This is a genomic window from Streptomyces sp. SP18BB07 (assembly GCF_036322545.1).
GTDB classification, from domain to species: domain Bacteria; phylum Actinomycetota; class Actinomycetes; order Streptomycetales; family Streptomycetaceae; genus Streptomyces; species Streptomyces deccanensis.
The window spans coordinates 152,266-171,889 of the sequence record NZ_JAQYWT010000237.1 but is presented as its reverse complement, the minus strand read 5'-3'; the positions used below and the strand labels follow the sequence as shown (position 1 = coordinate 171,889).

Below are 19,624 nucleotides of genomic sequence, written 5' to 3'. Positions count from 1 at the left end.
CTCGAAGCCCTCGGCTCCCGTCAGCCCTTCAACCCACCCACCACCGGCCCCAGAACCGGAATGCTCCCCACCGACGGCGCTTGCGCCACCGGCCCGGTCAGGGCAGTGGACGTCAGCGGCTTGAAGTCGGCCAGCTGCGTCCCCACTCCGTTGTCGAGAGGATCGACCCCCGTGCCCGCCAGCGGGTTGGGCTTGAGCCCCGCGACCGGCCCGGTGACGTATCCGACCGTGCCGGTCAGGGCCTGGAGGCCCGCCTGCGGGTCGACCTTGCCGAGCGATGTGGGCCGGGTGCGCATCACGTCGACGACCGGGGCGGCACCGTCCGCCGCCGCGGCCGCACCGGCGCCCGCGCCGAGCGCGACCCCCGCGGTCGTGACGGCCAGCAACGCGCGCCGGGCGGTGGGGTTCTGGGAAGCCGAGAGTCGAGCCATCAGGGGTGCCACCTTCTGCTGAACGTTTCCCTTGCGGAAAGTAATCATAGAGACACGTACGGTAGTTGAGGTGTGATGTGCGCTCCAAGGGCGACCCGCCGTCTCGGCGGGAGCCGCGCGATGCCTCACACTGGACTCTCGTGAGTTCGCATCTCCCGAATCCTTCGATACCGACCCGAGTGGTCCTGCTGTCCGGTCCGTCCGGCTCGGGCAAGTCCCTCCTCGCCGCCCGCTCCGGCCTACCCGTGCTGCGGCTCGACGACTTCTACAAGGAGGGCGAGGACCCGACGCTGCCGCTGGTGGAGGGCAGCACGGACATCGACTGGGACCACCCGCTGTCGTGGGACGCGGACACCGCCGTCGCGGCGATCGAGGAGTTGTGCCGCACGAGTGGGACGACGGTCCCGACGTACGACATCTCCCTCAGCGCGCGGACCGGCGCGGAGGCCCTGCACATCGGGCGGACGCCGGTGTTCATCGCCGAGGGCATCTTCGCCGCCGAGATCGTCGGGCGCTGCCGTGAACTCGGGCTGCTGGCGGACGCGCTGTGTCTGACCCGTGGTCCCGTGAAGACCTTCCGTCGCCGCTTCCTGCGCGACCTCAAGGAAGGCCGCAAGTCGGTGCCGTTCCTGCTGCGGCGCGGCTGGCGGCTGATGCGGCTGGAGCGTTCGATCGTGGCCCGTCAGACGGAGTTGGGCGCCCACCCGTGCGACCGCGACGAGGCCCTGGGCCGACTGGCGTCGGCCGCCGCGGGCAGCGTCGCGAAGGCGCCGGCCTGAGCCCGTACATGAACACGGAGACGGCCCGCGGGCGGACGTGAGGCAGACATGAAAGCGGGACTGGACGGACCCCCCGGCCCTCCAGTCCCGCTTCCCCCGTGATCCCCCCACTCGTCACACCGGCGCTCCCCCGCGCCACCGTGACGTTCCCCGTTCCCCCCGTGCTCCCCCGTACCCCCCGCTTTCCCCCGTTACTTACTCCCCCCACAGACCTTCAGGCGACAAGCTCCCCGAAGGACTCCTCCTCGTCACGGCCGAAGCTGAGGACCTCGTCCTCGCGCAGCCGGCGGAGGGACCGCCAGATGCTGGACTTCACCGTGCCGACACTGATGTCGAGGATCTCCGCGATCTCCGGGTCGGTGCGGCCCTCGTAGTAACGAAGGACCAACATCGTCCGCTGGAGTTCGGGGAGCCGGGCGAGCGCCTGCCACAGGACGGCGCGCAGTTCGGTGCCGCGCATCGCGTCCGTGTCGCCGGCGGTCTCCGGCAGTTCCTCGGTCGGGTACTCGTTCAGCTTGCGGCGGCGCCACGCGCTGATGTGCAGATTGGTCATGGTGCGGCGGAGGTAGCCCCCGACCGCGGCCTTGTCACTGATCCGGTCCCAGGCCCGGTAGGTCGAGAACAGCGCGCTCTGCAGCAGGTCCTCGGCCTCGAAGCGGTCTCCGGTCAGGTGGTAGGCGGTTGCGTACAGGGAGGCACGACGCTCCTGGACGTAGGCGGTGAACTCCGCCTCCGACACAGACCGGCGTTCCCCCGTGCCCTCCCCGTACGCGGTCCCCGTTCCCCCGTGGGCGACCCCCGTTGCCCCCGTGGTGCTTCCCCCCACGTGTGCGTCAACCACCGACATGAACGTGGTGTGCTGACGCCCGGTGCCGCGAGCGCACCCCCGCCCGCTCACGGCACCGGACTTCTCCGTGCTCCGGACGACGTCGTGGAGCCGCGTGACAACTGCGCTAGTGCTGGTGCTGTGCAGCGTGTTCATCTCGCGCCCCCCGTCGTGGAGTTCCGGTCTTCGGCTGCTTGCTTGCCTGTGCCGAAAAGATTGCCGGTTCACCTTCATGGCTCTGTCCGCCGACTGTCACAGACCTGTCACAGGGGTCGGACCCCTGGGTGCGGCCCAGACGGGGCACAGGTCGATCACAGAGAAGAGTCGTACGGCTACGCGAACGGCACGATCGTGTGCGGGTGTCGGGTGGGAGCGCTCCAACGGTCGATTCGGCGCCATGCCATGGGCCAGAATGAGCCCGTGCCTTCCCTGTTGCTGATCGAGGACGACGACGCCATCCGCACGGCCCTGGAGCTCTCACTGACGCGCCAGGGGCACCGTGTCGCCACCGCCGCCACCGGCGAGGATGGTCTCAAGCTGCTGCGCGAACAGCGGCCGGATCTGATCGTTTTGGACGTGATGCTGCCCGGCATCGACGGCTTCGAGGTGTGTCGGCGGATCCGGCGCACCGACCAGCTGCCGATCATCCTGCTCACCGCGCGCAGCGACGACATCGACGTCGTGGTGGGCCTGGAGTCGGGCGCGGACGACTATGTGGTCAAGCCCGTGCAGGGGCGGGTGCTGGACGCCCGGATCCGCGCGGTGCTGCGGCGCGGTGAGCGCGAGGCCAACGACGCGGCGACCTTCGGTTCCCTCGTGATCGACCGTGCGGCGATGACGGTGACGAAGAACGGCGAGGACCTCCAGCTGACGCCCACCGAGCTGCGGCTGCTCCTGGAGCTGAGCCGTCGGCCCGGACAGGCCCTGTCCCGGCAGCAGTTGCTGCGCCTGGTGTGGGAGCACGACTACCTGGGCGACTCCCGCCTGGTGGACGCGTGTGTGCAGCGGCTGCGCGCCAAGGTCGAGGACGTACCGTCGTCGCCGACCCTGATCCGTACCGTGCGCGGCGTGGGCTACCGGTTGGACACGCCTCAGTGACGAAGGCTTCAGGGGGGATCCGCGGCTGGGCCGCGGCTCGCAGGACAGTGCAGTCCCGGATCCGTTTCACCAGTCTGCGGCTGCGTCTGGTGGTCGTCTTCGGTCTGGTGGCGCTCACGGCCGCCGTGTCGGCGTCCGGTATCGCCTACTGGCTCAACCGCGAGGCCGTGCAGACACGCGCGCAGGACGCGGCGCTCAACGACTTCGAGCGTGAGATGCAGAGCCATGTGAGCACCCTGCGCCCGAACCCGACGCAGGACCAACTGCGCGTCGCGGCGCGGAAGATGGCGGACGGCGGCGAGCGTTCCAGCGTGCTGCTGATCGCCGAGGGCGCGGACGGCGAGGCGGTCTCCGGGTCCTCGACCGACAACGCGCTCACCGGTTTCTCGCTGGAGGACGTGCCCGCGTCGCTGCAGAAGGCCGTCAACAAGCGGCAGAAGCTCACGTCGGGCAACAAGCACGCGTACCACGTGTACTGGCAGCGGGTCATCGACGGCGACACCCCCTATCTGGTGGGCGGCGCGAAGATGATCGGCGGCGGGCCGACCGGCTATATGCGCAAGTCCCTCGCGGAGGAGGCGAAGGACCTCAACTCCCTCGCCTGGTCCCTCGGTATCGCGACGGGCCTGTCGCTGATCGGCTCGGCGCTGCTCGCCCAGGCCGCCGCGACCACGGTCCTGAAGCCGGTGCAGCGCCTCGGGGTTGCCGCCCGGCGCCTCGGCGAGGGCAAGCTCGACACCCGACTGCGCGTCTCCGGCACGGACGAACTGGCCGACCTCTCCCGGACGTTCAACCTCGCGGCGGAGTCCCTGGAGAAGAAGGTCGACGACATGAGCGCCCGCGAGGAGGCCTCCCGCCGCTTCGTCGCCGACATGTCCCACGAACTCCGTACGCCGCTGACGGCGATCACCGCGGTCACGGAGGTGCTGGAGGAGGAACTGGACGCCGACACCGGCAGCCTCGACCCCATGATCGAACCGGCGGTACGGCTCGTCGTCAGCGAGACCCGGCGCCTCAACGACCTGGTCGAGAACCTGATGGAGGTCACCCGCTTCGACGCGGGCACCGCCCGGCTCGTCCTCGACGACGTGGACATCGCCGACCAGATCACCGCCTGCATCGACGCCCGCGCCTGGCTGGACGCGGTGGACCTGGACGCCGAGCGCGGCATCATCATCAACCTCGACCCGCGCCGCCTGGACGTGATCCTGGCGAACCTGATCGGCAACGCGCTCAAGCACGGCGGCTCCCCGGTGCGCGTCTCGGTGCGCACGGAGGGCGAGAACCTGTTCATCGAGGTGCAGGACCACGGCCCCGGCATCCCCGAGGACGTCCTCCCGCACGTCTTCGACCGCTTCTACAAGGCGAGCGCCTCCCGCCCCCGCTCCGAGGGCAGCGGCCTCGGCCTGTCCATCGCCCTGGAGAACGCCCACATCCACGGCGGCGAGATCACCGCCGCCAACTCCCCCAAGGGCGGCGCGGTCTTCACCCTCCGCCTGCCCCGCGACGCGGCCTCCCTGGTCGCGAAGGAACGGGACGAACGGGACGGCGAGCAGGGCGACGGCGGCCCGGCGGGCAGCGAAGGGGACGGCCAGTGACGATACGAGACGCCCGAGCCGTACGCGTCCTGGTCGCGACCGGGGCACTCACCGGCCTCCTCGCCGGCTGCGGCATCCGGGCCACCCAGGTGCCGACGGACTTCGGCCCGGCGCCCTCGATGGTGCCGTGCGAGCTGTCGGCGTCGGACCTGTCGACCCAGCCGACCCCCTCGGGCATGCCGGTCGAGGTCTTCCTGCTCTGCTCCGGGGCGCTCGTCCGCGTCAACCGCTCGGTGCAGGTCGCCGAGGGCACCGAGGAGTCCCAGCGACGGATCGCCGTCGCCCAGGGCCTGCTGGACGCCCTGGCCGACGACCCCAGCGAGGTCGAGGACGAGGCCGGCTACAGCACGGCCGTCCCGCCCGGCCTGACGGTGACGGGCCCCACCCCCGGCGACCCGGAGGACACGCTCCGCCTGTCCACGGCCCCCGACTCCCTCCCCAAGTACGCCCTGGCCCAGATCGTCTGCACCTTCGCCGACTCCGCCGCAGCCGGCGACAACGGCTCGGTGGTCCTCGGCAGCACGAGCGCCGAGTCGCTACGCCGCTACGAGTGCACCCAGGAGACCGAGTCGTCCCCGGGCGAGGGCAACCCACCTTCCGAGGAGATCAACGGCTCCTGAGGGACGCCCACTGTCCCGGCTTCACGCGCCGGGCGCCCCTCCGACAACAGCGCCCTGGCAGGGCCACTACAACGGGGGTCGGCGAGTGAGCCGAAGGGGCGCGCCTGTGTCGAGAGGGCGAACGCGCGCAGGCCCCGACGAAGGAGGGGCCGAGCACGATCGCCCTCTCGACACAGGCTTCTGCGCCCCGGAGGCGAACCGAGCCTCAAAAAGTTCCTGCAACCGATCGTGCCGGGGGCCGCGTCTTGGGGGGCGTGCAGCCTCAAGGTACGAACGGCGGTAGCGCCGGGGTCCGTGTCCGTGCGGCGGGGGGTGTCCTCCTCGTCGCGCATCTCGCGGTCGTTGCCTGGATCACGCTGCGTCCGCTGGACGTCACCTGGATGAGTCCCGCGAATCTGCGGCCGTTCGCGGGGATCAGAGCGGATCTCGCGCTCGGCTGGCCGGAGGCGGCCCACCGGATCGGTGAGGGGCTGGCGCTGCTCGCCCCGCTGGGTGTCCTGCTGCCGATGCTGCACGGCAGGCTCGCCGTGTCGCCGCTCGCCTCGCTGGCCCGGTCGGTCGCGGCCGGGGCGTTGCTGTCGCTGGCGATCGAGCTGTTGCAGACCGGGGTGCCCGGTCAGGTCGTCGACATCGACTCGATCCTGCTGAACACGGTCGGCGTGGGCCTCGCCCACGTCGCGGTCGTACCGGCGGTCAGGTCGGCGTTGCGGCGGAGGGCCGAGACCCGGGTGCGGGCGGCCCGGCCGCGCCCCGAGGAGTTGTCTCAGGGTCGGACCCCGACGATTCCCAGGGTGGGAATGGCCCCGTAGAGGGACGCTTCGTCCGCTTCGTCACCGTAGCGTCGAAGGTGTGGAAAAGAGAGCGGTGGCCGCTTCCGGCCCCGTCCCACCGTCGGCCCGCGGTCGACGTCCTACGCTGACGAAGGAGCCCCCATGAGCCGCCTTGCCCGCCCCACCGAAGGCCGGATGATCGGCGGAGTGTGCGCCGCGCTGGCACGGCGCTTCGGCACCTCCGCGACCACGATGCGCGTGATCTTCCTGGTGTCGTGTCTGCTTCCGGGCCCGCAGTTCCTGCTGTACATAGCCCTGTGGATCCTGTTCCCCTCCGAGGGCAAGGCCCGCACGGCCTGGTGACGCGGGCCGACCCGACCGTTGTCGGCCGGCACGCACGCCGACGGGGCGCACCCTTGGAAGGGTTGCGCCCCGTACGACTGTCGTGATGTGCCTCAGGCGGCGGGGCCGCCGCCGAGGGGCAGGCCGTTGACGCCGAGGCCCTTGGCGGGGAGGGTCTTGCCGACGGGGAGGCCGCCGAGCAGTCCGGCGACGGGGGCCGTGGGGCCCTCGGCGAGGACGTTGGTGGCGGCGGGCTGGGCGGCTTCGAGGCCGGCGCCGAGCGCGCTCTGGCCCTGGGCGAGGGCACCGGAGGCGACCGGCAGCACCTTCGTGACGTTCTCCACGGGCAGTGCCTGGGTGACGGTGCCCAGGGCCTGGGAGGCTTCGGGGGCACCCGGCGCGGCGTTCGCGGCGCCCGCGCCCGCGGCGGCGATGGCGGCACCGACGACGGCGACACCGAGGGTCTTGGCAGCAGACTGCTTCATGTTGAATGCGTCCTTGGAATGCGTGTGACGGGTGAGCGGTGCCGAAACGTAAACACCAAAGTCCCGCCGGAGGCAAACATCGAAAAGCGGCCGCGTCGCCGTCGGCGTGACCGCTTCCCGATGCCGCTTTTCACCCCTGTTCGTCGACAGAACCGCTGGTGGAAGCCGTCTGACGGAACAGCCATTCGGATTTCAACTCGGCGTATCCGGGCTTGATCACGTCATTGATCATGGCCAGTCGTTCATCGAAAGGAATGAATGCTGACTTCATAGCATTGACCGAGAACCACTGCATGTCGTCGAGCGTGTAACCGAACGCGTCGACAAGGTGCTCGAATTCGCGGCTCATGCTGGTGTGGGACATCAGCCGGTTGTCGGTGTTCACGGTGGCCCGGAAGTGCAGTCGCCGCAGCAGCCCGATGGGGTGCTCGGCGTACGAACGGGCGGCGCCAGTCTGGAGGTTGGAGCTGGGGCACAGTTCCAGCGGGATGCGCTTGTCGCGGACGTAGGAGGCGAGGCGGCCGAGCTTCACGGAGCCGTCCTCGTGGACCTGGATGTCGTCGATGATGCGGACGCCGTGGCCGAGCCGGTCGGCGCCGCACCATTGCAGGGCCTGCCAGATGGAGGGGAGTCCGAAGGCCTCACCGGCGTGGATGGTGAAGTGGTTGTTCTCCCGCTTGAGGTATTCGAAGGCGTCGAGGTGGCGGGTGGGCGGGTAGCCGGCCTCGGCGCCCGCGATGTCGAACCCGACGACGCCCAGGTCGCGGTAGCGGTTGGCGAGTTCGGCGATCTCCAGGGCGCGGGCCGCGTGCCGCATGGCGGTGAGCAGGGCGCCGACGCGGATGCGGTGGCCGTCGGCCCTGGCCCGCCGTTCGCCTTCCCGGAAGCCCTCGTTGACGGCCTCGACGACCTGTTCGAGGGTGAGTCCGCCGTCGAGGTGCTGTTCGGGGGCGTAGCGGACCTCGGCGTAGACGACGCCGTCGGCGGCGAGGTCCTCGGCGCACTCGGCGGCGACGCGGAAGAGCGCGTCGCGCGTCTGCATGACGGCGACGGTGTGGGAGAAGGTCTCCAGGTACCGCTCCAGCGAGCCGGAGTCGGCGGCCTCGCGGAACCAGACGCCGAGCCGGTCGGCGTCGGTCTCGGGGAGATGGGAGTACTCGCTGTCGCGGGCGAGTTCGACGATGGTTCCGGGGCGCAGGCCGCCGTCGAGGTGGTCGTGCAGCAGAACCTTGGGCGCCCGGCGGATCTGGTCCGAGTCCGGGGTGGTACCGGTCGGGTCGGTCTGGTTCGTCATTTTCGTACGATATCGCCTACGCGCGTAGAGCGCCTGTCGGGCGGTCCTGTCGATACCCAACGGTGACCCACAGGACGGGTGGCGTACACCATCTCTTCTGACACTGTTCTGTCATGGCGCAGCAAGCAATGCCGGTACGGACGCCCCGACTTGGGCGGACGATCGGCCCGGAGCCGGGCACGGTCAGCGGAGTGGTCCTGCTGCTCCCGGCCGGCGACGAGGCATCCACCCGCAGACCCTCCCCCATGATGGCCACGGCATCCGTGCGCGCCCTCGGCCGCCGGCTCGCCCGCGCGGGCCGTACGGAGGGGCTGGCCACGCATGTCGTGCACTACCGCTACCGGGGCTGGAACGGCGCGGAGGCGCGGCTCGCGCGGGACGCGGAATGGGCCGCGGACGAGGTCGTCCGGCGTTACGGGGACGTCCCGGTGTGTCTGGCCGGGCTCCACATGGGGGCGCGGGCCGCGCTGCACGCGGCCGGGCACGAGGCCGTCAACTCCGTGCTGGCCATCGCTCCCTGGCTGCCCGAGGAGGATGTGGCGGCGCCGCCCGAACCGGTGAAACAGCTGGCCGGGCGGCGGGTGCTGATCGTGCACGGGACGAACGACGAGCGGGTGGATCCCGAACTGTCGTTCCGGTTCGCGGCGCGGGCGAAGAAGACGAACCCCGACATCTGCCGGTTCGAGGTGCACGCGGACCGGCACGGGTTGACGCAGTACCGGGAGGAGGTGCATGCGTTGGCCGCTGATTTCGTGCTGGGGGTGTTGTTCGGGAGGGCGTTCGCCCGGCCGGTGGAGGACGCGCTCGCGGCGCCGCCGCCGTTGGGGTTGCGGATGCCGCTTGCTTCCGGGTTCGGGGTGGCTCGCCCGCAGAGGGGGGTCTGAGGTTCGTGGGGCGGGCGCGGGTCCGGTGGGGCTTCTCGCGCAGTTCCCCGCGCCCCTGAAGACGAGGGCCCTGCGGGCCGCGTCAGTCGTGGAGGAGGCGGCCTCTTCTCGACAGCAGGAACTTCTTGAAGGCTGCCACCGGGGGTGTGTCCGGGTGGCCGTCGAGCCAGGCCACGCCGATTTCGCGGGCCGCTCTCGGGGCCGTGACCGTCAGCTCGACGACTCCCGGACGGGGGACGGCCGGTGGGGGCAGGAGAGCCACGCCCAGGCCCGCCGCCACCAGGCCCCGTAGCGTCTCCGCCTCCTCGCCCTCGAAGGCGATGCGCGGCTTGAAGCCGGCCTCCTTGCAGAGGTCGTCGGTGATGCGGCGCATGCCGTAGCCGGGTTCGAGGGTGACGAAGGTTTCGTCGGCGGCCTCGGCGAGGCGGACGCGTTTGCGGGCGGCGAGGCGGTGGTCGGCGGGGACGACGAGGCGGAGCTTCTGCTCGTCGAGGCGGCGGGCCACCAGGTCGGGGGCGTCCGGGACGGGAGAGGTGAGGCAGAGGTCGAGTTCGCCCGCGCGGAGGCGTTCGAGCATGGCCTCTCCGTAGTTCTGGACGAGGCTGAAGCGGACGCGGGGGTGCTCGGCGCGGAAGGCCTGGAGGAGGCCGGGGACGGTCTCCGCGCCCATGGTGTGCAGAAAGCCGAAGGCGACCTTGCCGGTGGCGGGGTCGGCGTCGGCGCGGACCTCGTCGGCGGCGCGCTCGATCTCGGTGAGGGCGCGCTCGACGGAGGCGTGGAAGGTGCGGCCGGCGGGGGTGAGGGAGACCGTGCGCCCCCGGCGGGCGAACAGGTCGACGCCCAGGTCCTGTTCCAGGCGGACCATCGCCCGCGACAGCGTCGACTGCGGGACCTGCATCTCCTGCGCGGCCCGCGTGACGTGCTCGGTGCGGGCGACCCCGGCGAAGTAGGCGAGGCGGGGGGCGAGCCGCAGGACGATGTCCTCGATGTCGTCGGTGTATCCGGTGTGCCCGGTGTGCTCGATGTCTCCTGTGTCACCGGACGGTGACAGCCGCGGCTCTGACCTCTGCTGATGCATCACAGGAACGATTATGACGGTTCCATGCATTGGACGGATGAATGTCGGCGTCCGTAGTTTCGAGGCATGCCTACCGCGAGTACCGAGGCGTCCACCAGCGTGGGCGCCGGATCAGTCAGCACCCCCGTCGATTCCCGTGTGGCCCCGGGCGGGCCCGGCTACCGGCGGATGAGCCTCGCGCTGTTCCTCGCCGGTGTCGCGACCTTCGCCCTGCTCTACTCCACGCAGGCTCTGCTGCCGCTGATCTCGGACGGTTTCGGGACGACGGCGAGCGCGGCCAGTTGGACGGTGTCGGCGGCGACGGGTGCGCTGGCGCTGTTCGTCCTGCCGATGAGCGCGCTGTCGGAGCGGTTCGGGCGGCGTACGTTGATGACCGGGTCGCTGGCGGTCGCGGTGACCGTCGGGCTGCTGATCCCCTTCGCGCCCTCGCTGGGGGCGCTGGTGGTGCTGCGGGCCGTCCAGGGTGCCGCGCTGGCCGGGGTGCCGGCCTCGGCCACCGCCTACCTCGCCGAGGAGGTGCGGCCCAGGGCGCTCGTCACGGCGATCGGTCTCTTCGTCGCCGGCAACAGCGTGGGCGGCATGAGCGGGCGGGTCGTCACGGGGTGGGTCGCCCAGGAGTGGGGCTGGCGGGTCGCGCTGGGCGTGCTCGGGGTGATCGCGGTCGGGTGCGCGGTGGCCTTCCGGCTGCTGCTTCCCGCGCCGAAGCACTTCGTGGCCGGGTCGCTGCGGCCTCGGGTGCTGGGCCGTACGGTCCGGGCGCACCTCGCCAACCCGCTGCTGCGTCGGCTGTACGCGATCGGCGCGCTGTTCATGACGGTCTTCGGCGCCGTGTACACGGTGATCGGGTACCGGCTGGCCGACGCGCCCTTCTCCCTGCCGCAGGGGGTCATCGGGTCGATCTTCCTCGTGTACCTGGTGGGGACGGTGTCGGCGTCCACCGCCGGGAGGCTGGTGGGGCGGCTGGGGCGTCGGGGCGCGCTGTACCTGGCGGGCGGCACGACGACCGCCGGTCTGCTGGTGTCGCTCTCGGACTCGCTTCCGCTGGTCCTGCTCGGCCTCGTCCTCATCACCGCCGGGTTCTTCGCGGGACACGCCGCCGCGTCGTCGGCGGTGAGCCACACGGCGAAGGAGGGCCGGGCGCAGGCGTCGGCGCTGTACCAGTCGGCGTACTACGTGGGCTCCAGCGCGGGCAGCACGCTGGGGGCGGTGGCCTTCCACGCCGAGGGCTGGGGCGGCACGGTCGCCCTGGGGCTCCTGGCGGTGCTGGGCGTCGTGGGGATCACCGTGGCGGGGTCCCGCGCGGCCCGGCGGGCGCCGGTGCCGGTCCACTGAGGTTCTTCGCTTCGCGCTCCGCGCGGGGCGGGTGGGTCAGCGCGGGTCCGGTGGGCGTTCTCGCGCAGTTCCCCGCGGCCCTGAAAAGCAGGGGCTGCGCCCCCTGCTTTTCGCCCTGAAAGGGCCGCGGGCCCCGCGCGCCCGCAGACAGCCCACGACCCCCTGACCTGTGCCTTCATCTCTTCGCCAGGCCATTGTCAGTGGGCTGCGGTAGCTTCCGAGGTGGTGCGCAAGGGTGCGTGCGACGGAGTGAGCCACAGGGGTGGGTTGGCCATGAGTGACGGTACGGCGACGGCGGAACTGGACGTCCGGCTGGAGAAACACCGGGTCGAGCTGACCGGGTACTGCTATCGGATGCTGGGGTCGTCCTTCGAGGCCGAGGACGCCGTGCAGGACACGATGATCCGGGCCTGGCGGAGCTACGAGAAGTTCGAGGGCCGGTCCTCCCTGCGGTCCTGGCTCTACCGGATCGCCACGAACGTCTGTCTCGACATGCTGACCGCGGGGAACAAACGGGCACGGCCCATGGACCTGACCGACTCGACGCCCCTCGCCCAGGCCGCCCTCTCCCCCCGCCCCGACAACACCTGGCTGGAGCCCGTGCCGGACGCCCGGGTGCTGCCGACCACCGACGACCCGGCGGAGGCCGCCGTGGCCAAGGAGTCCGTGCGGCTGGCGTTCGTGGCGGCGCTGCAGAAACTGCCGTCCAAGCAGCGGGCGGTGCTCATCCTGCGTGAGGTGCTCGCATGGAAGGCCAGCGAGGTCGCCGAGCTGCTCGACACCTCCGTGGCCTCGGTGAACAGCGCCCTCCAGCGCGCCCGCGCGACGCTCGCCGAGGGCGACGGGCAGGTCGCGGCGGCCGATGTCTCCGACCCCCTCGACGACGAGCAGCAGAAGCTGCTGGAGCGCTATGTGGCCGCCTTCGAGGGGTACGACATGGCGGCGCTGACAGCTCTGCTGCACGAGGACGCGGTCATGACGATGCCGCCGTTCGACCTGTGGCTGACCGGCACCGGCGACATCACCGGGTTCATGACCACCCTCGGCGCGCCCTGCGCCGGATCGCACCTCGTGCCGGTCGCGGTCAACGGGCTGCCGGGCTTCGCCCAGTACAAACCGGACCCGGACAAGGGCGGCTTCAGCGCCTGGGCCGTGCAGGTGCTGGAGATCTCAGAGGGCCGGATCGCCGGATTCCACTGCTTCCTCGACACCGCCCGCTGGTTCCCCCTCTTCGACCTGCCCCTCCACCTCGAAGGCAAGCCCGACCAGGCCCAGTAGCGCGCGCAGCGCCGGATCCGGGTCCCGCAGCCGGATCCGGCCCCCGGCCCGGCGGGCGGTGAGCTGCATCCGGGCCAGGGCGTCGATGACGCCGAGGCCGGGCGGCCCGATCCCGGCGATGTCGCACACCACGACCCCGGCCCCGGTCCCCTCCAGTCGCGCGCGCACCTCGTCACAGAGCCGAGGCACCTCGTCCGGGGTCACGGGGCCTGGCAGTACGAGTACGGCGGGTGTCGTCGCGTCCACGATCGGTAGACCGCGCGAGGTCACGCAATTCATCGGTGCGTGAGGACACCCCCGTACCGGCGGACTACTTGGTGGGGAACACGCTCGTGTCCAGCGTGAGCGCGAAGGGCTCGGGGAGTTCGATCGGGTCGCCGAATTTGCCCGCCCGCAGCACTCGATAGACATCGCCCTTCGGCTCACCGTAGAGCGTCACCGTCGGACCGCCCGGAGCCCAGCTGTCGATGAGCAGGTACAGCGGTACTCCCGCTTGTGCGTAGCCCGCCGCTTTCTTGATCCGGTCGTTGCTCGCGTTGGATTTCGAGGTGATCTCTACGACCAGTTCGGCGGCGGCTGCGGGGATGTAGTTGCCGTCTCCCTCGTACAGGGCTCCCCTGGGCGCCACAGCGAGATCAGGAATGTAGAGACCGACCCGAGACGGTACAGCCGCTCCCAGCGTCTGGTAGATCCCCCAGTCTTCAGGGATCTCCCGATAGAGATGACGCTGCACGCGGTCGGCAATGTCGTTGTGGGCGTTGGAGGGCGGTGGTGCCACGGTGACGATCCCCTCGATGATCTCCACCTTGCAGCCCTCGGGGGCGTCCGTCTCCTGCCAGATCCGGACGAGGTCGTCCCACTCGTGGCCGCTGGCCGTCGTGTGGTCGACAGTGAGTGCGCTCATGGCGGTTCTCTCCCATCGGTGCGTCACCGACTACAGCATGCCGAACGGGACCGGCGCCGGTCCACCGATCCCGTTCACCCGAATGGGAAAGGCGCAGGTCAGGCGATACGTTCCAGCACCACCGGCGACGCCGCGAACTCCGTGCCCGGCGCCCCGATGTCGTACGAGCCCTCCACGGCCTCCAGGGCGTAGTCGAAGCGCTCGGGCGTGTCGGTGTGCAGGGTCAGCAGGGGCTGGCCCTCGGTGACCGTGTCGCCGGGCTTGGCGTGCAGCTCGACGCCCGCGGCGGCCTGGACCGTGTCCTCCTTGCGGGCGCGTCCGGCGCCGAGACGCCAGGCGGCGATGCCGATGTCGTAGGCGTCGAGGCGGGTCAGGACGCCGGAGGCGGTCGCCTTCACCACGTGCTGCTCGCGGGAGGTGGGGAGCGGGGCGTCCGGGTCGCCGCCCTGCGCGGCGATCATGCGGCGCCAGGCGTCCATCGCCGAGCCGTCGGCCAGCGCCTTCGCCGGGTCGGCGTCCTTCACCCCGGCCGCGTCGAGCATCTCGCGGGCCAGGGCGATCGTGAGTTCCACGACGTCGGCCGGGCCGCCGCCCGCAAGGACCTCGACCGACTCGCGGACTTCGAGGGCGTTGCCGGCGGTGAGGCCGAGGGGGGTCGACATGTCCGTGAGGAGGGCGACCGTCTTCACGCCGTGGTCGGTGCCGAGGCCCACCATCGTCGACGCGAGCTCACGGGCGTCCTCGATGGTCTTCATGAAGGCTCCCGTGCCCACCTTCACGTCCAGGACCAGGGAGCCGGTCCCCTCCGCGATCTTCTTCGACATGATGGAGGAGGCGATCAGGGGGATCGCCTCGACCGTTCCCGTCACGTCCCGCAGGGCGTAGAGCTTCTTGTCCGCCGGGGCCAGGCCGTCGCCCGCCGCGCAGATGACCGCTCCGACCTCGTCCAGGACGTTCAGCATCTCCTCGTTGGAGAGGAGGGCGCGCCAGCCGGGGATGGACTCCAGCTTGTCCAGGGTGCCGCCGGTGTGGCCGAGGCCCCGGCCGGAGAGCTGGGGTACGGCCGCGCCGCAGGCCGCCACCAGCGGTGCCAGGGGCAGCGTGATCTTGTCGCCGACTCCGCCGGTGGAGTGCTTGTCGGCGGTGGGGCGGGACAGGGACGAGAAGTCCATGCGCTCGCCGGAGGCGATCATCGCGGCCGTCCAGCGGGCGATCTCGCGGCGGTCCATGCCGTTGAGGAGGATGGCCATGTTGAGGGCGGCCATCTGGTAGTCGGCGACCTCGCCACGGGTGTAGGCGTCGATGACCCAGTCGATCTGCTCGTCGCTGAGCTCGCCGCGGTCCCGCTTGGTGCGGATGACTGAGATGGCGTCCATGGCCATGGCTGGCTGTCCTTCCGGAATCTGGGAAGTGCGCGGCCCCTCCGACCGTTCGTCAGGAGGGGCCGCACGGGAGTTACTTGGTGAGATGGCCCGGGCCGAAGGCCTGGGGCAGCATCTCCGAGAGGGGGACGATCCCCGCCGGGGTCTCCAGCAGGAGGCCGGGGCCACCGAACTCGTAGAGCAGTTGGCGGCAGCGACCGCAGGGCACGAGGATCTCGCCCTGGCCGTCGACGCAGGTGAAGTGCGTCAGCCGGCCGCCGCCGGTGCGCTGCAGCTCCGAGACCAGTCCGCACTCGGCGCACAGGCCGAGACCGTACGAGGCGTTCTCGACATTGCAGCCGGAGACCGTGCGGCCGTCGTCGACCCGGGCGGCCACCCCCACCGGGTAGCCCGAGTACGGGGCGTACGCGTGGGACATGGCGTCCCGCGCGACCGCGCGCAGCTCGTCCCAGTCGGCCTCGGCCGGTACGCCGGCGGTCACTTGCCCTGTCCCTTGCGGTACGGCAGTCCGTCCGCCTTCGGCATCCGAAGGCGTTGGGCGGAGAGTGCGAGGACGATCAGGGTGATGACGTACGGGGTGGCGGCGACGACCTGGTTCGGGACCTCGTTGGTGGTCGCGTACCAGGTGAAGACCAGGGCGCCGACGACGAAGGTGATCGCGGCGGCGACGTACTTCTTGCGCACGGCCTGCCAGATCGCGCCGATGACCAGCAGGAGGGCGCCGAGCAGGAGCAGGGCGTGGACGTTCTCGGAGCCGCCGCGCAGGTTGAGGCTGTCGGTGTAGCCGAAGAGGCCGGCGCCGAGGGCGAGGCCGCCCGGCATCCAGTTGCCGAAGATCATCGCGGCGAGACCGATGAAGCCGCGGCCGCTGGTCTGGCCCTCCAGGTAGAAGGGGTTGGCGACGATGGAGAGGAAGGCTCCGCCGAGGCCGGCCAGCCCGCCGGAGATGATCACGGCGAGGTACTTGTACTTGTAGACGTTGACGCCGAGGGACTCGGCGGCGATCGGGTTCTCACCGCAGGAGCGCAGCCGCAGACCGAAGGCGGAGCGCCACAGGATCCACCAGGTGGCGGGGACCAGGGCGACGGCGACGAGCGTCAGCCACGAGACGTTGGTGACCAGACCACCGAGCAGGCCGGCGAGGTCGGAGACGAAGAACCAGCCCTTGGAGTTGAGTTCGGTCAGCGCGTCCGACAGGCCCGGGATGGTGAAGTCACCGATGGACTCGACCGGCGGGGACTGCTTGGCCGAGCCGCCCTGGTGACCCTCGAAGGCGAGGGGGGCCAGGTAGCGCGTGGCGCCGAGGGCGAGGATGTTGATGGCCACACCGGAGACGATGTGGTTGACGTTGAAGGTGACGGTGACGAAGGCGTGCAGCAGACCGCCGAGCGCGCCGCCGGCGATACCGACCAGGACGCCGGTCCAGGGGCCGTACTGGAAGCCGGCCCAGGCACCGAACCAGGTGCCGAGGATCATCATGCCTTCGAGGCCGATGTTGACGACGCCCGCGCGCTCGGCCCACAGACCGCCGAGGCCGGCCAGGCCGATCGGGACGGCCAGTTCCAGCGCGGTGGACATCTGGCTGACGTTGGTGATGCCGTCGGCGCCGGTGATGATGCGGACGATCGAGGTGAGTGCCAGGACGCCGGCGATGACCAGCAGCAGCACGGGCAGCGACAGCTTGCGCCCGGTGGGGGCGGTCGGCTCCAGCGAGGGCTGGTTGAGGTCGGTCGCGGTGGTGCTCGTGGTCATCGGCCAGCCACCTCCTTCTTGACGTTGTTGTTGTCGGAGGCGTCCGCGCCGAGGACGTTCCCGGCGGCGAGCTCGGCGCCGACGCGGCGCTGCTGGCGGCGCAGGCCCCACTCGCGGACCGTCTCGTAGGAGACGACGACCGAGAGCACGATCAGGCCCTGCATGATGACCGCGATCTCCTTGTCGTAGCCGTGGAAGTCCAGTTCAGGCGAGGCCTTGTCGAGCCAGGCCCACAGCAGGGCGGCGAAGGCGATGCCGACGGGGCTGTTCCGGCCGAGGAGGGCGATGCCGATACCGAGGAAGCCGATGCCGGTGGGGAAGTTGAGACTGTAGGTGTGCGTGTCGCCGAGGAGGATCGGCAGGCCCGCGAGGCCCGCGACGCCGCCGGAGATCAGCATGGCGGTGAGGACCATGCGCTTGGGGTCCACACCGCTGGCGGCGGCGGCCGACTCCGAGGCGCCGGAGGCGCGCAGGTCGAAGCCGAAGCGGGTGCGGTTGATCACGATCCAGTAGCCGACGCCGAGGAGGACGGCGAGCAGGACCAGGCCGTAGATCTCGCCGGCCTTGCCCATGTCGATGCCGGGCACCCAGCCCGACTCGGCCATCTCGCCGGTGGTGTTGTTGTTGCCGACCTTGACGCCGAAGACGTTCGGCAGCCAGAGGTAGCCGATGACGGAGGTGGCGATCGCGTTCAGCATGATCGAGGCGACGACCTCGCTGACGCCCCGGGTGACCTTGAGGACACCGACGATGCCGGCCCAGAAGGCGCCGGTGAGGATCGCGGTGAGCATCAGCAGCGGGATCTGGATCGCGGCCGGCAGGTCGACGTGGGCGCCGACGATCGCGGTGATCATGGCGCCGAGGAGGTACTGGCCGTCGACACCGATGTTGAAGAGGTTCATCCGGAAGCCGATGGCCACCGCGAGGGCCGCGATGTAGTACAGCGAGGCCTGGTTGATGATCCGGACCTGGATGTCGGAGAACGAGGCCTGCTCGAACATGATCGAGAACGGCTCGACCGGGTTCTTGCCGGAGGCCAGCAGCACGATCGCGGTCAGCGCGAAGGCCACAGCGAGCGCGAGGACCGGGCCGGCGACGGCGAGGAGCACCCGCTCCTTGTCGAACTTCTTCATCAGTTGGCCTCGTCTTCCGGAGACTCGCCGGCCTCGGGGGCCTTGCGCAGATCGGGAGTCTCGGGGGTCTCTGCCCGCGTCTCGGGGGTCTCTTCGTGTTCGAGGTGGCCGGTGGCGGCGCCGGTCATGGCCGAGCCCAGTTCCTCGGGGGTGATGGTGGCCGGGTCGGCGTCGGCGACCAGCTTGCCGTTGTAGATCACCCGGAGGGTGTCGGACAGGCCGATCAGCTCGTCGAGGTCGGCGGAGATCAGCAGCACGGCCAAGCCCTCGCGGCGGGCCTCACGGATCTGGTCCCAGATCTGGGCCTGCGCGCCGACGTCCACACCACGGGTGGGGTGGGCGGCGATCAGGAAGCGCGGCTTGTGGCTCATCTCGCGGCCGACGATCAGCTTCTGCTGGTTGCCGCCGGAGAGGGAGGCGGCGGTGACGTCGATGCCGGGGGTGCGGACGTCGTACTCGGCGACGATCCGGCGGGTGTCCTCCTGGGCGGCCTTCGGGTCGAGCCAGACGCCCTTGGCGTTGGGCCGCTCGGTCACATGGCCGAGGATACGGTTCTCCCAGAGGGGGGCCTCCAGGAGCAGACCGTGCCGGTGGCGGTCCTCGGGGATGTAGCCGACGCCCTGCTCGCGGCGCTTGCGGGTGGCCCAGGTGGTGATGTCGTCCTCGGCCAGCGCGATCGTGCCGGAGTCGGCGGACTTCAGACCGATCAGCGCGTCGACCAGCTCGGTCTGGCCGTTGCCCTCGACGCCGGCCAGCCCGAGGACCTCGCCCGCGTGGATGGTGAAGCTGATGTCGTCGAGCAGGGCCTTGCCGCCGACGGCCTCCAGGCGGAGGTCCTTGACGGTGAGCACGGGGCGGTCGGTGACCGTGGACTCGGCCGTCTCGGGGGTGGGCAGTTCGCTGCCGACCATCAGCTCGGCGAGCTGGCGCGGGGTGGTCTCGGCGGGGACGGCTGTGCCGACGGTGGTGCCGCGCCGGATGACGGTGATCTCGTCGGCGACGGACAGCACCTCGCCCAGCTTGTGCGAGATGAAGATGACCGCGAGGCCCTGCGCCTTGAGTTCGCGCAGGTTGGCGAAGAGGGAGTCGACCTCCTGGGGCACCAGGACGGCGGTCGGCTCGTCCAGGATCAGGGTGCGGGCGCCCCGGTAGAGGACCTTGAGGATCTCCACGCGCTGGCGCTCGGCGACACCGAGCTCCTCGACCAGGACATCGGGGCGGACCCCGAAGCCGTACCGCTCGGAGATCTCCTTGATCTTGCGGCGGGCCTTGGCGCCGATGCCGTGCAGCTTCTCGCTGCCGAGGACCACGTTCTCCAGGACCGTGAGGTTGTCGGCCAGCATGAAGTGCTGGTGCACCATGCCGATGCCGCGCACGATGGCGTCGGCCGGGGAGGAGAACGAGACCTGCTCGCCGTCGACCGCGATGGTGCCCTCGTCCGGCTTCTGCATGCCGTAGAGGATCTTCATCAGGGTCGACTTGCCGGCGCCGTTCTCGCCGACGAGGGCGTGCACGGTGCCCTTGCGGACGGTGAGATGGATGTCGTGGTTGGCCACGACGCCGGGGAATCGCTTGGTGATCCCGGCGAGTTCGACGGCGGTCACCGAGTCGTTGACCGCCGCGTCGGCCGGAGGGCTG

General features: G+C 70.7%; 21 protein-coding genes. 9 read left to right on the top strand and 12 right to left on the bottom strand.

The window, feature by feature from the left end:
• Positions 1-20: 20 nt before the first annotated feature.
• Positions 21-431 (bottom strand): hypothetical protein, encoded by a 411-nt coding sequence (locus PUR53_RS08160; protein ID WP_329898728.1) that lies wholly within the window; start codon positions 429-431, stop codon positions 21-23.
• 140 nt (positions 432-571) lie between these two features.
• Between PUR53_RS08160 and PUR53_RS08155 the strand changes: the two genes are divergently transcribed.
• Positions 572-1,210, top strand: a complete 639-nt coding sequence (locus tag PUR53_RS08155) for a uridine kinase family protein (protein WP_329898727.1) — start codon at positions 572-574, stop codon at positions 1,208-1,210.
• Positions 1,211-1,424: 214 nt separating this feature from the next.
• Here the strand turns inward: PUR53_RS08155 and PUR53_RS08150 are convergent, their stop codons facing one another.
• A complete protein-coding gene (locus tag PUR53_RS08150) occupies positions 1,425-2,192 on the bottom strand; it encodes a SigE family RNA polymerase sigma factor (RefSeq protein ID WP_329898726.1) in 768 nt (255 codons plus the stop codon).
• A 264-nt stretch (positions 2,193-2,456) separates the two neighbouring features.
• On the opposite strand from PUR53_RS08150, the gene afsQ1 reads away from it, so the two are divergent.
• The 5 genes from afsQ1 (at position 2,457) to PUR53_RS08125 (ending at position 6,485) form a co-directional block, all read left to right on the top strand.
• A complete protein-coding gene (gene afsQ1 / locus PUR53_RS08145; protein ID WP_013001223.1) occupies positions 2,457-3,134 on the top strand; it encodes a two-component system response regulator AfsQ1 in 678 nt (225 codons plus the stop codon).
• A gap of 47 nt (positions 3,135-3,181) precedes the next feature.
• The gene (locus PUR53_RS08140; RefSeq protein WP_329907852.1) at positions 3,182-4,732 is read left to right on the top strand and encodes a HAMP domain-containing sensor histidine kinase; all 1,551 of its coding nucleotides are present in this window, start codon (positions 3,182-3,184) and stop codon (positions 4,730-4,732) included.
• The gene (locus PUR53_RS08135) at positions 4,729-5,352 is read left to right on the top strand and encodes a hypothetical protein (RefSeq protein ID WP_329907851.1); all 624 of its coding nucleotides are present in this window, start codon (positions 4,729-4,731) and stop codon (positions 5,350-5,352) included. The genes PUR53_RS08140 and PUR53_RS08135 overlap by 4 nt, the downstream gene beginning before the upstream one ends.
• 254 nt (positions 5,353-5,606) lie before the next feature.
• On the top strand, positions 5,607-6,161 hold the full coding sequence (locus PUR53_RS08130) for a VanZ family protein (protein WP_329898723.1): 555 nt from the start codon (positions 5,607-5,609) through the stop codon (positions 6,159-6,161).
• A gap of 123 nt (positions 6,162-6,284) precedes the next feature.
• Complete coding sequence (locus tag PUR53_RS08125) at positions 6,285-6,485, top strand: PspC domain-containing protein (protein ID WP_037694490.1); 201 nt, start codon at positions 6,285-6,287, stop codon at positions 6,483-6,485.
• A 92-nt stretch (positions 6,486-6,577) separates the two neighbouring features.
• Here the strand turns inward: PUR53_RS08125 and PUR53_RS08120 are convergent, their stop codons facing one another.
• Together PUR53_RS08120 and PUR53_RS08115 are read right to left on the bottom strand one after the other, a co-directional pair.
• The gene (locus tag PUR53_RS08120; RefSeq protein ID WP_329898721.1) at positions 6,578-6,949 is read right to left on the bottom strand and encodes an ATP-binding protein; all 372 of its coding nucleotides are present in this window, start codon (positions 6,947-6,949) and stop codon (positions 6,578-6,580) included.
• A 130-nt stretch (positions 6,950-7,079) separates the two neighbouring features.
• Positions 7,080-8,243 carry an adenosine deaminase gene (locus PUR53_RS08115; protein WP_329898720.1) on the bottom strand — a complete coding sequence of 388 codons (1,164 nt, stop codon included), beginning with the start codon at positions 8,241-8,243 and terminating at the stop codon, positions 7,080-7,082.
• Between the two features lie 113 nt (positions 8,244-8,356).
• On the opposite strand from PUR53_RS08115, the gene PUR53_RS08110 reads away from it, so the two are divergent.
• Positions 8,357-9,127, top strand: a complete 771-nt coding sequence (locus PUR53_RS08110; protein ID WP_329907850.1) for a prolyl oligopeptidase family serine peptidase — start codon at positions 8,357-8,359, stop codon at positions 9,125-9,127.
• Between the two features lie 82 nt (positions 9,128-9,209).
• Here PUR53_RS08110 and PUR53_RS08105 read toward each other — a convergent pair whose 3' ends face one another.
• Entirely contained in the window at positions 9,210-10,208 is a 999-nt protein-coding gene (locus PUR53_RS08105; RefSeq protein WP_329898718.1) for a LysR family transcriptional regulator, read from the bottom strand.
• Between the two features lie 63 nt (positions 10,209-10,271).
• Between PUR53_RS08105 and PUR53_RS08100 the strand changes: the two genes are divergently transcribed.
• Both PUR53_RS08100 and PUR53_RS08095 read left to right on the top strand, forming a co-directional pair.
• On the top strand, positions 10,272-11,537 hold the full coding sequence (locus PUR53_RS08100) for an MFS transporter (protein ID WP_329907848.1): 1,266 nt from the start codon (positions 10,272-10,274) through the stop codon (positions 11,535-11,537).
• A 273-nt stretch (positions 11,538-11,810) separates the two neighbouring features.
• The gene (locus PUR53_RS08095; protein WP_329907847.1) at positions 11,811-12,815 is read left to right on the top strand and encodes a sigma-70 family RNA polymerase sigma factor; all 1,005 of its coding nucleotides are present in this window, start codon (positions 11,811-11,813) and stop codon (positions 12,813-12,815) included.
• On the opposite strand, the gene PUR53_RS08090 is transcribed toward PUR53_RS08095, so the two are convergent.
• The 7 genes from PUR53_RS08090 to PUR53_RS08060 form a co-directional block, all read right to left on the bottom strand.
• Positions 12,708-13,094 carry an STAS domain-containing protein gene (locus PUR53_RS08090; protein ID WP_329898715.1) on the bottom strand — a complete coding sequence of 129 codons (387 nt, stop codon included), beginning with the start codon at positions 13,092-13,094 and terminating at the stop codon, positions 12,708-12,710. The two genes, PUR53_RS08095 and PUR53_RS08090, sit on opposite strands and share 108 nt — an antisense overlap.
• Before the next feature lie 31 nt (positions 13,095-13,125).
• On the bottom strand, positions 13,126-13,719 hold the full coding sequence (locus PUR53_RS08085) for a Uma2 family endonuclease (protein ID WP_329898714.1): 594 nt from the start codon (positions 13,717-13,719) through the stop codon (positions 13,126-13,128).
• 98 nt (positions 13,720-13,817) lie between these two features.
• Entirely contained in the window at positions 13,818-15,101 is a 1,284-nt protein-coding gene (locus PUR53_RS08080; RefSeq protein ID WP_329898713.1) for a thymidine phosphorylase, read from the bottom strand.
• Between the two features lie 73 nt (positions 15,102-15,174).
• The gene (locus tag PUR53_RS08075) at positions 15,175-15,582 is read right to left on the bottom strand and encodes a cytidine deaminase (protein WP_329898712.1); all 408 of its coding nucleotides are present in this window, start codon (positions 15,580-15,582) and stop codon (positions 15,175-15,177) included.
• Positions 15,579-16,853, bottom strand: coding sequence for an ABC transporter permease (locus PUR53_RS08070; protein WP_329898711.1), 1,275 nt, complete (start codon positions 16,851-16,853; stop codon positions 15,579-15,581). Before PUR53_RS08070 ends, PUR53_RS08075 begins: the two co-directional genes overlap by 4 nt.
• Positions 16,850-17,986 carry an ABC transporter permease gene (locus PUR53_RS08065; protein WP_329898710.1) on the bottom strand — a complete coding sequence of 379 codons (1,137 nt, stop codon included), beginning with the start codon at positions 17,984-17,986 and terminating at the stop codon, positions 16,850-16,852. The genes PUR53_RS08070 and PUR53_RS08065 overlap by 4 nt, the downstream gene beginning before the upstream one ends.
• On the bottom strand, positions 17,986-19,590 hold the full coding sequence (locus PUR53_RS08060) for an ABC transporter ATP-binding protein (RefSeq protein WP_329898709.1): 1,605 nt from the start codon (positions 19,588-19,590) through the stop codon (positions 17,986-17,988). Before PUR53_RS08060 ends, PUR53_RS08065 begins: the two co-directional genes overlap by 1 nt.
• Positions 19,591-19,624 lie beyond the last annotated feature (34 nt).